Source organism: Micromonospora sp. DT41 (genome assembly GCF_049841715.1).
GTDB lineage: Bacteria > Actinomycetota > Actinomycetes > Mycobacteriales > Micromonosporaceae > Micromonospora > Micromonospora profundi.
The window spans coordinates 87,141-99,390 of sequence record NZ_JBNCKU010000011.1 but is presented as its reverse complement, the minus strand read 5'-3'; the positions used below and the strand labels follow the sequence as shown (position 1 = coordinate 99,390).

The window sequence follows — 12,250 nt, the reverse complement described above, 5'->3', positions numbered from 1 at the left end:
GCACGCGGTCGGTCAGAGGCGGTAGACAAGCGCACCATCATGATCCTCCCGGGTGATGCCGAGCCCGTCCACGGGCCGGGTCTCGATACCCTCCCACGGCGTCCCCGCGGCGCGGCTCGGCACGGCCAGCACCGATCGGACGCCGATCCCCCGCAGGTACGCCACACTGCCCGCGTCGGGGAACGACGCCACAGCGATCCGGGTCTGCGCCTGGGTGACCGGCTCGAAGCCGCCCAGCCCGTTCGTCACCCGGGGAAACCCGTCGGTCGTCCACAGCATGACCGTCAGGTCGCCCACACCGCCGGCAGGGAGCACGAGCATCGGCTCCGGCGCCGCCTGCATCGCGGCCGGCGGCCGTGGCACCGTCGGGTGGGGCGTCCGGTTGACACCCTCCAGGGTGACGAGGGCCAGCGGCACCAACAGCACCACCGGCATGAGCATCCGCGTCCAGCTCCGAGGCGACGACTGGCCGGACGCCGGGTCAGACGCCGGGTCGGACGACCGGTCTGGCGGCTGCTCCGACGGCGGGTCAGACGACTGGTCCGACGTCGGGTCCGATGCCTTTTCCGACGACGGTGCCAGCGCGGTCACCAGCCCGGCGGCCAGCACCGCCAGCAGCAGGCTCGTCCAGTGCATCATCCGACCCGGCGTACGCAGCGCGTCCCAGCCGGGCAGGAGCGTGGACAACGTCAGGTAGCCGGGATCCCCGTCGCCGCCGAGGGTCGCGCCCAGGCCCAGCAACACGGTGCCGAGCACGCCGAGCCCCAGCGCGATCCGGTGCCGGAACGGGAACGCCGAGACGAACAGCCCCGCCGCTGCCAACCCGATGACTGTCATCCCCGGCAGCAGCGCCATCTCCGGCGGCCAGGACAGCTGCTCCCGTGCGGCGGCGTGGCGCTCGCCCCACAGCCACGAGTCCGCTGGCGCGGTGACGAAACCGATGAGCGGAGGCGAGAACATCTTCGTCCAGTCCAGCGTCCGCTCGGCCTGCGGATTGAGGTCGACCACCCGCAGGTAGACAAGGCCGAGCAGCAGCGTCACCGCTCCGAAGATGGCCCCACCGCCCAGGTCCGCGAGCAGCAGTCGCCGGCCGAACGGCGGGCGTTCCCGCTTGCGCCACCACGACCAGCCGTAGCAACCGGCCGCCACGAGCACCGCGGCCAGCAGGAAGTAGACGAGCGGCAGCCCGATGCCGAAGCCGAGGCTGATCTGCCAGGCGGCGACGAGCCAGCCGGCAAGTGCCCAGCCGGGGCGTCGTCGCTCCGGCCGGTATCCGTGGCGCAGCGACCAACCGTGGCCACGGGCCAGCATCGCCAGGGCCAGCGCGATTCCCCCGCTGGACAGGATGTTCAGGTGGCCGGAGTGCGCCAGCCGCCACGGCGCGTACGCCCACGCGATGCCCGCGAACGCCCCGCCCCACCGGTTGGCCCCGAGCTGCCGGGCCAGCGCGTACGCGCCGAGGAAGGCAAGCGCGTGCAGCAGCACGTAGAGCACGTTGTACCTGATGACGGCGGCCTCGAAGCCGGAGCCGAGCATCCCGAACGGGGCGTACCCGAGCAGGGTGTCGCTGTAGGCGTACGTGTATCTCTCCGGATAGAACGTGTTGGAGTTCCAGAGGTTGGTGGGGTCGCTGAGCAGAGCGTGCCCGGACCAGGCGACCTGCCAGGCCTGCAATGTCGGGTCGCCGAGGTCGCCGGGGATCGTGGTCGCCGGGTGTCGCAGCGTCGGCCAGGTCAGCACCACCGCCAACAGCAGACTGCCAAGCGTCGCCATTGTCCATTCCAGGCGGGGCCAGCGCCATCGACCCCGATCGCCAGGTCTCCGGTCATCGGAGGCCTGCTCGGGTTTCGCGTGCTCGTCTGTTGGTGGGGCGCCGGTCGACCGGGTTGTCATGAAATAGATGATCCGCAATCCTCTCGACCTTGTCCATCGGCTGTCCGAGTCGTGGATCCACGCACGGTAGGCGGTCCGCACGATATCGGTCGAGGAGCACCCTCGGTGCGGCGAACGGCGGTCCACGGAGACCGACCCCGGCCAGATCCCCACAAACCCGGCCGGGGTCAGCTCCACCCCCTGAGAAACGCCATGCGGTGTACGGCTGCGCTCGCGACCGCCGCTACGAGGTGATGAAGTCCAGCAGGTCGGCGTGGAACCTCGCCTGGTAGGGGCTGCCGACGATGCCGTGCGGCGCACCCTCGTACACCTTCAGCGTCGCGTCCTTGAGCAGCTCGGCGGTCTTCACGCCGGAGATGGCGACCGGCACGATCTGGTCGTCGTCGCCGTGCACCACCAGGACCGGGATGTCGATCGTGAGGAGGTCGGAGCGGAAGTCGCTCTCCGAGAACGCGGCGATGCAGTCGTACGCGGCCTTCAGGCCCACCTGCATGCCGGCCAGCCAGAAGGCGTCGCGCGTGCCGTCCGAGATCGTGACGCCCTCGCGATTGGCGTTGTAGAACGCGGTGGGCAGGTCCTTGTAGAACTGCGAGCGGTCGCTCTCCACGCCCTCCCGGATGCTGTCGAACGTCTCGATGGGCGCGCCCTGCGGGTTGTCAGCGGTTTGCACCAGGAACGGCGGCACCGCACCCAGCAGCACGGCCTTTGACACTCGGCCGGTACCGTGCCGACCGAGGTAACGGACCACCTCGCCACCGCCTGTCGAGTGACCCACGAGCACGGCGTCCCTGAGGTCGAGCTCCTGGATCAGCGCCGCGAGATCGTCGGCGTACGTGTCCATGTCGTTGCCGTTCCAGGGCTGCCCGGACCGGCCGTGACCACGGCGGTCGTGGGCGATGCCGCGGAAGCCGTTGTCCGCGACGAGCCGGAGTTGAGCGTCCCAGGCGTCGGCGTTCAACGGCCAGCCGTGGCTGAAAACGACAGGCCGGCCCGATCCCCAGTCCTTGTAGAAAATCGGCGTGCCGTCGAAAGCGTTTATCGTGGCCATCGAACCTCCTCGGTCGGATCTTTCCGACGAGACTGCCGGCCAGAGGCGCCGCCGGGCATCTGCCATTTGACTGTGAACCCCCGCTCCGGCCGGACCCGGAACCTGCCTTACGGCTTGCAGGACCTGCTGGGTGCCAGCGAGGCGGTGCTGAGCGACACCACGTCACCGTTGAGCAGAACCAGCAGTTGATCTACCGAATACGGTCGTTCGACCGTAGGCTGACCCACGTCCACGTCACTCACGGCCACGGCGACCACCTCTTCGGCCTGAGCAAGAGTCGGAGGGGACGTCAAGGGCTACTCGAACACGGTGCTGTAGGCGTTTATCGCAGGCTGGCCGCCGAGGTGCGCGTACAGGACGTTCGAGTTCCGGGGGATCTCGCCGTTGCGGACGAGGTCGATCAGCCCGGCCATCGACTTCCCCTCGTACACCGGGTCGATGATCACGCCTTCGAGCTGGCCGGTGAGCCGGATGGCGTCCAGTGTGGACTGCACGGGGATGCCGTAGAGGTCGCCGGCCCAGCCCTCCAGCACGGTGATCTCGTCGTCGCGCAGGTCACGGCCGAGCCCGATGAGTTCGGCCGTGTTGCGGGCGATCTTCGCCACCTGGGTCCGGGTTGCGTCGATAGTGGCGGAGGCGTCGATGCCGAGCACCCGCCTCGGCCGGTCCTGACCGGCGAAACCGGCGATCATGCCGGCGTGGGTGCTGCCGGTCACGCTGCACACGATGATCGTGTCGAAGAAGACGCCGAGCTCACGTTCCTGCTGCTGCACCTCGTAGGCCCAGTTCGCGAAGCCGAGACCGCCGAGCGGATGGTCGGACGCGCCAGCCGGGATCGCGTACGGTGTGCCGCCTGCGGCGCGAACGTCGTCGAGGGCCTCGTGCCAGCTCTGCTTGAAGCCGATGCCGAAACCGGCCGGCGCGAGGCGTACGTCGGCGCCCATGATCCGTGACAGCAGGATGTTGCCGACCTTGTCGTTGACCGGGTCGGGCCAGTCCACCCATCTCTCCTGGACGAGGACGGCCTTGAGCCCCGCACGGGCGGCGACAGCGGCCACCTGACGGGTGTGGTTGGACTGCACTCCACCGATGCTGACGAGCGTGTCGGCGCCCTGCTTCAGCGCGTCCGGAAGCAGGTACTCCAGCTTGCGGGTCTTGTTGCCGCCGTAGGCCAGGCCACTGTTGCAGTCCTCGCGCTTCGCCCAGATCCGGGCGCCGCCAAGGTGCGCGCTGAGCCGGTCCAACGGGTGGATGGGGCTGGGGCCGAACAGCAGCGGGTAACGCTCGAACGCGTCGAGGGGCATGTCGTTCCTTCCACAGGATTCCGAGCTGGGAGCGGCTCGCGAGAACAGGAGAGTCAGATCAGGCGAGGCAGCCGGATCGGGTCGCCTCGCCGCCGACGTCACCAGCGATCGACATGCAATATATTGCGTTCCACTCTGCGCCTGTCAAGGAGTTGGAAGAGACGACGCATGAACCCCTGGACCTTCATCGCGTCATCCAGGTGGACGTTGACAAACGGAAGGACCAGGATGGACAAGAACCTTCAACGGCGCGCCGTGCTCGCCGCGATGGCGGGCACCACTGTCGGTCTCGCGGCGTCGGCACCAGCCGGCGCGAGCGCCACCCCGACGCCGGCCGAGCGACTGAAGGGCTACACCTATCCGCTCAGCCCACGCGGCGTGGCAAACCTGGCCGGCAAGCCGCCGTGGCACTACGTTGGCGACGCCGTCGGCGTGGAGTTCTGGACCAGCCCGGAGGCTGCCAACGCCTCCCTGCCCACCGGCCTCGACCCGGATCCGGCCAACCCCGGTCACGGTTACGCCGTGTTCATCGACTGGCAGTTCAACGGCGCCGACGACGACTACCTCGACCCACCCTTCAGCCAGTATTCGGAGTTCCTGGTGCTGCTCGACGCGCAGTGGCAGGGCACCCCGGTGGCCTGGTGCCCGTACATCTGGGTGGACAACGACGCCTCGCTCGCGCGTGGCTGGGTGCAGGGATTCCCCAAGAAGATCGGCTCCATCCAGCAGACCCGAGCCTTCGCCATCAACAGTCCTGCCGCGCCGGCGGTCGGCAAGGGTGGCCGCTTCGCGGCGGTCATGTCCGCCGGTGGCCGGCGCCTGGCCGAGACCACGGTGACTCTCGACCGGACCGCGGACCGGCTGCCCGCGCTGACGCGCCCGCTCGTCAACCTGCGCCACTTCCCGCGACTCTCCGCCGGGCAGCACGACAACCCTGCCGTACACGAGCTGACCATGTCGGTGCTCGACAACCTGAAGTTCGCGAACACCTGGGTCGGCACAGGCGACTTGCGATTCCTGCCCGCACCCCGGGAGGAACTCGCGGATCTCACGCCGAGGCGGGTCGGCGTGGGATTCCGCGGCTCGCTGTCCTACACCGTCAACGACCTGCGCATCCTGTGAGGAAAGCCGGGGACTGACGGCACCGCGGCCGAGTCTGTTCCGCCCCTGGGAGGGGCGGAACAGACGGAGCCGATGCGCTCAGTGCGCGGGCGGATCGTCGGACTTCCCGCACTCGAAGAGCGGATCCAGACTCAACCAGTTGTCCCGGGCGGCCAACGCGGCCCGCTCAGCGTCGCCGGCCGCACAGAGATCGATGATGCGGTCGTGCAGGGCCACCGAGTCGCGCCCGTTCAGCGAGGAGAAACGGAGCCGTTCGAGCCGGCGCAGAATCGGCGTGAACTGCTCCAGCACCGAGGCGATCGCCGAATTGGCCGAAGCCGTCACAGTGACGCAGTGAAATTCGTCGTCCGAGGCGATCGCCGCGTCGACATCGCCCGCGTGCAGAGCTTCCGCGAACCGCCGGTTGGCCGCCCGCATCGTCTCGATCTCCTCGGACGACAGATTGGGCACCGCCTGACGTACGGCAAGCTCGTGCATCGCCGCGGTGACCGACTGCGCCGCGCGGGCGGCCTGGACGTCCAGTGGAGTGACCATCGTGTACCGGCCGGGCTTGGTGTGGACCAGGCCCGCCTCCTCCAGCCGGGCCAACGCCTCGCGCACCGGGGTGCGGCTCACCCCGAGCCACTGCGCCAACTCCGCGTCGTTGAGCCGCTCCCCCGGCGCCAGGGTGCCGTCGACTATCGCGTCACGGATGGTCCGGAACGCATTTTCCCGCAGTAGGGCACGCGGGATGACACCCTGACGCTTGGGGATCGGCATGCAACATATTCCACACCGCGATGAACCAACCGTCAACGAGGGGCTCACCACTACTGAACAGCGTCAATCCAACGGCGCGACTCCGTTTCGCCGCCCCGACGGCGCGTCCACCATTTCCGCTGCCCTTCAGGCGCCGGGAAAGTCGGCACCCCGGGAGAGCGTTTCGGAGGCGCGGACGTCGGCGAGGGTGTCCTCGAGCGTGGCGACGACAGCGTCGAATCCGGCGCTGCCGAGGACGAGCCGGCGCGGAGGCGCGTCCTGGACCATGGCCGCCAGCACCGCGCGAACACCACGCTGCGGGTCACCGGGCTGGTTACCGTCCTCGTCGATCATGGCCTTGCGGACGTACTCGAGCATCGGCAGGTACTCCGTGATGGTCTCCTGAAGGGCCTCGTCGGCGAAGCCGGCGTAGGCGCGGGTGCGGAAGGCGCCGGGCTCCACCGCCAGCACCCGGATGCCCAGCGGCGCGACCTCCGCGCGGAGGACCTCGGTGACGGCTTCGAGCGCGAACTTGGAGGCGCTGTAGTAACCGAACCCGTCGATGCCGCGCAGCCGCGCCACCGAGGACATGTTGATGATCCAGCCGCTGCCCCGGGCACGCATGCCGGGAAGGACGCCCCGGATGACCGACAGCACGGCGAAGAAGTTCAGCTCGAACATGCGACGGACGTCGGCGTCGGCCATGCCCTCGATCGACCCGCACCAGCCTCGTCCCGCGTTGTTCACCAGCACGTCGATGCCGCCGAAGTGCTCCTCGGCCGCGCGCACGGCCTGCTCGACGGCCGTCGGATCGGTGACGTCCAGGGGCAGGACCAGGACGCGGTCGCCGTGCCGCTGCGCCCACTGGCGCAGCTCGTCGGGCCGGCGCACTGTCAACGCCACACGGTCGCCGTTGTCAAGCGCGGCCTCGGCGTATGCCATGCCGAACCCGCCCGGGGTGCCGCCGGTGATGAACCAGGTCTTCATTGCGTGTGTGTTCCTTGCCTGAGAAGAGGCACCGGTGACCGGCTGACCGGCCCGCAGCGCCCACGAATCGTCAACCCTCTCCTCGGGAGAGGGTCAAGGGACGGTGGCGGCGTCGCCGCTACGGTTCGATCACCAGCCGGCGGATCAGAGCGCCCTCCAGGTCGAACCGGTAGTGCAGGTCGGCCGACCCTCCCGGGAAGTTCCCCTCCAGGTGCTGCACCACATCGATCTGCCCCTCCCCTGTCCGGGAAGCACCGACGAACTCCGTGGTGTACGTGTACTCGCTGGCCCCGTTGTCCAGCCAGAACCGGATCTCGTCGCGGCCCCGGTGGGTGCGGCCCTCGTCGGTCACCTCGGCGTCGGCGGCGAAGGCGCTGATCGCGGTCTCCGTGTCACGGGCCTGGTGCGCGGGAAGGTACGCCGCGATCGGGGCCGGAAGTTCGTCCCAGGAGATGACGGCGCCTCGGCCTGCGTTCGTTTCCATGTCTCCACCGTCAGGTCTCCCCCGGCGGGAGAGTCAAGAGCGTGACCCGCTCCACCCGTCCCGACCCTCGCGTCAGCCGGCCGGCATCCCCGGCAGGACGGCAGCCAACTCGGCCACTGTCAGCGGGGCGAGGTGCAGGTGGGTGCCGGAATCCCTCGCCTCGACAGTGGTGGCCAGCGCCGCCGCGCAGCCCTGTCGACTCAGGGGGTCAGGCGGAGGTTACGCGGAAGACCGGCCAGCCCAACTCGGTGCGCCACCGCCCGGGGTCGCCGGTGTCCCGGGGACCGGCGAGGTACGTCTCGTGGACCGGCCCTGCGACACCCAACGCGTGGGAGACCACCCACGCACCGAGGCGGCCGTAGGTGACGTCGATGTCGTCATGTGACCCCTGGTGGACGGCCACGGCGAGATCGACCGACGGCAACTCGACGACCTCGATCCGGCCTCTGGCGCGCGGGTCGCGCACCGGCCGGAAGACCGTCATGACGCCTGCTCCGTCGGTGAACAGTTCGTTGTCGTACCGCCCGCCGGAGGGCCCGCTGCGCTCGGCGGGCGGAAATGCCTCGTCCAGCTCGTCCATCGCCGCGTCGAACCAGGCGAGCGCGTCCTCCTGACGGACCTGCTCACGGATGGCGGCCACGGTCCTGGCGGGCACGGACCGCAGGTCGACGTCGAGCGCCGCAGCGTCCGGGTGCAGCAGTTGGCGCAGCGACACGACGGCGGCGCGCGTGCGGTCGAGTTCGGCCTCGAGTCGCCGCAGGTGACCCGATATGAGCTCGGCGCGCTGTGTGGTGTCGTCCGTCGCGAGGATCGACTTGACCTCGGCCAACGGCACATCGAGCTGACGGAGTCGGTGGATGACCTGTGCGGTGGCGATCTGGTCGGGCAGGTAGTACCGGTAGTTCGTGTGCGGGTCCACCGTCGCGGGCTCCAACAGGCCGGCCTCGTGGTAGCGGCGCAGCGTCCGCACGCTCAGGTGGCTCACTGTGGCGAACTCGCCGATGGTCAGGCCCTTTCGCATCGTCACAGTGTCCATCCTCGGGCCGGTACGACCGCACCGGCGCCCTTTCCTACTCGGATCGTCGATGGCGTTGCGGGTTGAACCAGCACGCCGACAGCACTGCGCTGCTGGCCACGGTCAAGCCGGCGACGGTGCATTCTCTTACCTATGCTGAGATGCCTCCTGAATTGATGTCCGTGCGGAGTTACCGGTCAGAGAACGTTCTCAGCCCAGCCGTACGCGCCATCATCACCTTTGCTCGCGCAACTGTCGCGGACAACGCTATGAAGTGTGACGAGATAGACAGAATCCTATCCGGCCAGATTGAAACATCGCGGCCTGACAGCCGTAGCATCACGGGCGTGGTCCCCGACCCGACTGGCTATCAGGGCACTGCCTGTCATGCCGGTGCCATCGGCCCGGTCCTGCGCGGCGACGACGGGCCCAGCAGCACAATCTGAGAGCCGCCGAGCGACTGACAGCGGCACGCCGCCGTGGAGGATCTCGTCGAGCAGGAGGCCAGCGTTGGCCTCCCGTCGGCACCGAGATGGGCAGCCCTCCGGTCGCCGTTCCCACCGAGCCGGCCCTGCTCGATGCCCCGCCGCCCATGCTCGCGGGCGTCCTCAGCGCGGGCTCGCGGCCGGGCGGCGCGACCGGGCGAAGGTATGCGAGCATTACGCCACGACTCATTACTACGCGGCGTGTCGCGCCGAGCTCACGGCACCCGCGCGCAGGTTCGACGACGCGCCGCGCGCTTGTCTATTCCGACGACACGCCCATGCCCTCGTCAGCCAAGCCGACGATGACCAGAGCGGCAGGTGGCACCGACCGATTTCCCGTGTACGAGCAGGTGCTTGGCTTGATTTAATTGACTTAACAAATAGGCGAATCCGGATGGTAGTGTCGCGGTAACAGCTTGCTATCCAGCCAGCCACCTAGACTCTCCCAGTACGCCGAACACCGAAGGGGGCTGCATGACGGCCAGGCAGCCGCACCACATCCGATGACCCGTGGGATCTCACTGGACGACGCTACGCGCCAGGATGGGCCCAGGGGTGACCAGCCCGCCTTGAGCGAAGGCGGGGACAGCGGTCGCGCGGTGGCGCGCCGCAGCCCGAGAACACGGAAGCGGGCACCCGCAGGATCCCCAGCGTTGTACGTCGCCTGGCCGGCCGAGTCGCCGCCCTCGTCGCCCGAGCCGGAGGACGGCAGGGTCGCGCTCGTCAGTGGAGGCAACCGCGGGCTGGGGCTTCAGGTCGTCCGAATGCTCGCTGAACGCGGCATGCGCGTGGTGTTGGGCAGCCGCTCGGTGGAGAGCGGCCGTGACGCGATCGAGTCCCTGGGTGACCTCGCGGACCGGGTCGCGGTCCGCCAACTGGACATCACCAACCCGGACAGTGTCGCTGCGCTCACGTCATGGATGGACCGGCGGCTCGGGCGATGCGACGTACTTGTCAACAATGCCGCCGTGCTCCTCGACGACGACGACATCGACGCCACCGCCGTCGACCTGGACGTGGTGGTCAGCACCCTGAACACCAACCTGCTCGGCACGTGGCGGCTCACCCAGGCCGTCGTGCCTCTCATGCGGGCCTGCGGGTACGGCCGGATCGTCAACATGTCCAGCGACGGTGACGGCGTTCCACCGCTGGGGCGCGGTCTGCCTGCGTACCGACTGTCCAAGGCCGCGGTCAACACGTTGACCCGCATGCTCGCCGCCGAGCTGGCCGACGACGGCATACTGGTCAACGCCTGCACCCCGGAACGCGCGGGCATCCTGACCGGACGGGCCGTTCCCCCCACGCCACTCGCCTCGGCGGCGGTGTGGCTGGCCACCCTGCCCGACGGCGGACCCACCGGCGGCTTCTTCAGGGGATTCTCGGCCGTCGAGAGGTAGCCGCCACCAGCCGGAGCCGGCGGCGGCCCACAGCGCCTATTCCACCGAGCCCTGCTCGACGACGTCGAAGACCAGACCACTCGAACCCTCGCCGCGCCCCGGCCGCTTCCGACGGCCGATCCAGGTGTGTGTCGACCCGTCCGACCAGCGTGCCCGCTGGTGTACGCGTGTGACGTGCAGCCCCTCGCGCGGCACCTCCTCCGAGTGGATCGTCAGGTCGCGCCCTGGTTCCAGGAGTTCGCCCCGCGGCCGGGGGTCGACCGTGTGCCCCGCGTCGTGTCGGGGCACGCTGCCCCGGCGCAGCAGGTAGGCGCCCCGCGCCGGTTCCACGGGCAGCAGCGGGAACCAGTGCTCGGGCACACTGGTGGCCAGCCGGTAGTGGTCGGCCCCCGCCGCGCCGGAGCCCACCGCCGGGCCGCCGGAGCCCGTCGGAGCGCTGGCGCCGGCCAGGTCCGCCGTCTCGTGCCGGCGTACCCGGCGGCCGGTCGCCCCCGCCACAGTGGTCTCCACCGCCCACGCGACGTTCGCCATCTCGTCCCGAAACAGGCGGACCTCCTCCACCGGCTCGGCCTCCAGGCTGTCGGCGATCGCAGGGGCGACCAGGAATCGGTCCGAGCGCCCACCTGTCGCCGCCCCCGGGCCGGTGACGGTGTGCCGGAACAGGCTCCAGTCCTGACCGTCGCCGGGCAGCGCACCGGCGGGGCGGATCAGGGTCCGGAAACCGAAGGTGTCGGTGACCACCAGCGACCCGATCCGCACCACGGATGCCACCGGCAGGGTCAGCGGCAGCAGGTACCAGTCGTTGCTGTAGACGGTGGCGTATTCCACGAGCAGCAGCCGGGACAGGTCGGTGGGCTCGGCCTCGACCCGGCCGTAGTCCACCCGCGCGTCCTCGAACTCCCACCAGCGCGCCGCCGGCATACCCGGATAGCCGGCCGGGGCCGGTAGGACGGTCCGGACGATCTCCTCGACCGGCGCCTCGGTCGGATCGGCCGCCGGCAGTGTGGCGCCCGTGTCCACGCTGAAGGAGTACCAGTCGAGCCGGCCGCCGTCGTACTCGGGCGCGGAGAATACAGTGTCGGCTCCGCCGGAGCGGGCCGCCACCTCGAACCGGTACTCCATCCTGGACGGATCCCAGGCCGGCGGCGTCGTCTCCGTTTCGTCGTCGTCGAGCCCGAGCGAGTCGAGCCAGGCCAGCCACGACCGGGCCCGGGACCGCAACGCACGCAGGTCCGCGAAGGCCACCGTCACCCGAGTCGGCGGCGTGCCGTTGTCGGCCAGGGCGCGCAGCTCCGGCAGCAGTTGGGCGCCGCTCGGCGTCCGCCGTGCCAGCACCGACAGCCAGCGCCGGCTCTGCGGGTCCAGTGAGCCGCCGTCGTCGACGGTCAGCGGGTACGCCTCGGCGAAGCGGTCCCGGTAGCCGGCCAGCGGCTGATCTCTGCCGAGCAGCCGCAGGAAGTGCTGGCCGGCGCGGGCCGCGATCCGCAGGTCGGTGAGCCGGCCGGGAGAACCGGCCTCAACGGCCGTCTCCAGTGGACGACCACGGTCGTACGGTCGCGCGGTTCCGCCGAACGGACGGTAACGGGTCACCGGCGCGACCTCCGCCTGGAGGCGCACCGACACCGGCGAACCGGCGTCCTCGCCGGTGAACTCGCCCAACTGCCACTGCCGGGCGAGCATCCAGAGCGGGTCGTGGACGCGGGCTTGCAGACCGGGGGCGAGGTCGTCGCTGCGGGCGCCCGGTTCGAGCCGGGTCCATGAGGTGACAGAGGGCATC

At 69.8% G+C, this 12,250-nt stretch carries 11 protein-coding genes; 3 read left to right on the top strand and 8 right to left on the bottom strand.

What is annotated here, in order from left to right; genetic code table 11:
- Positions 1-12 precede the first annotated feature (12 nt).
- The 3 genes from ACLQ23_RS21245 to ACLQ23_RS21235 all read right to left on the bottom strand — a co-directional run bounded on the left by ACLQ23_RS21245 (position 13) and on the right by ACLQ23_RS21235 (position 4,245).
- Positions 13-1,773, bottom strand: coding sequence for a hypothetical protein (locus ACLQ23_RS21245; RefSeq protein ID WP_425735327.1), 1,761 nt, complete (start codon positions 1,771-1,773; stop codon positions 13-15).
- 343 nt (positions 1,774-2,116) lie between these two features.
- On the bottom strand, positions 2,117-2,941 hold the full coding sequence (locus ACLQ23_RS21240; protein WP_425880981.1) for an alpha/beta fold hydrolase: 825 nt from the start codon (positions 2,939-2,941) through the stop codon (positions 2,117-2,119).
- Between the two features lie 296 nt (positions 2,942-3,237).
- The gene (locus ACLQ23_RS21235) at positions 3,238-4,245 is read right to left on the bottom strand and encodes a 1-aminocyclopropane-1-carboxylate deaminase (RefSeq protein WP_425880980.1); all 1,008 of its coding nucleotides are present in this window, start codon (positions 4,243-4,245) and stop codon (positions 3,238-3,240) included.
- A gap of 228 nt (positions 4,246-4,473) precedes the next feature.
- On the opposite strand from ACLQ23_RS21235, the gene ACLQ23_RS21230 reads away from it, so the two are divergent.
- Complete coding sequence (locus ACLQ23_RS21230) at positions 4,474-5,367, top strand: acetoacetate decarboxylase family protein (protein ID WP_355591939.1); 894 nt, start codon at positions 4,474-4,476, stop codon at positions 5,365-5,367.
- Between the two features lie 78 nt (positions 5,368-5,445).
- Here the strand turns inward: ACLQ23_RS21230 and ACLQ23_RS21225 are convergent, their stop codons facing one another.
- The 4 genes from ACLQ23_RS21225 to ACLQ23_RS21210 form a co-directional block, all read right to left on the bottom strand.
- Complete coding sequence (locus ACLQ23_RS21225) at positions 5,446-6,126, bottom strand: GntR family transcriptional regulator (RefSeq protein ID WP_355591941.1); 681 nt, start codon at positions 6,124-6,126, stop codon at positions 5,446-5,448.
- A 126-nt stretch (positions 6,127-6,252) separates the two neighbouring features.
- Complete coding sequence (locus tag ACLQ23_RS21220; RefSeq protein WP_425735326.1) at positions 6,253-7,092, bottom strand: SDR family NAD(P)-dependent oxidoreductase; 840 nt, start codon at positions 7,090-7,092, stop codon at positions 6,253-6,255.
- 118 nt (positions 7,093-7,210) lie between these two features.
- Entirely contained in the window at positions 7,211-7,576 is a 366-nt protein-coding gene (locus tag ACLQ23_RS21215) for a nuclear transport factor 2 family protein (RefSeq protein WP_355591945.1), read from the bottom strand.
- Between the two features lie 208 nt (positions 7,577-7,784).
- Positions 7,785-8,597, bottom strand: a complete 813-nt coding sequence (locus ACLQ23_RS21210; protein ID WP_425735395.1) for a MerR family transcriptional regulator — start codon at positions 8,595-8,597, stop codon at positions 7,785-7,787.
- Between the two features lie 77 nt (positions 8,598-8,674).
- On the opposite strand from ACLQ23_RS21210, the gene ACLQ23_RS21205 reads away from it, so the two are divergent.
- Entirely contained in the window at positions 8,675-9,037 is a 363-nt protein-coding gene (locus ACLQ23_RS21205) for a hypothetical protein (RefSeq protein WP_425735325.1), read from the top strand.
- Between the two features lie 542 nt (positions 9,038-9,579).
- Entirely contained in the window at positions 9,580-10,473 is an 894-nt protein-coding gene (locus tag ACLQ23_RS21200) for an SDR family NAD(P)-dependent oxidoreductase (RefSeq protein ID WP_355591949.1), read from the top strand.
- Positions 10,474-10,509: 36 nt separating this feature from the next.
- Here the strand turns inward: ACLQ23_RS21200 and ACLQ23_RS21195 are convergent, their stop codons facing one another.
- A complete protein-coding gene (locus ACLQ23_RS21195; protein WP_355591951.1) occupies positions 10,510-12,249 on the bottom strand; it encodes a hypothetical protein in 1,740 nt (579 codons plus the stop codon).
- Position 12,250: the final 1 nt, after the last annotated feature.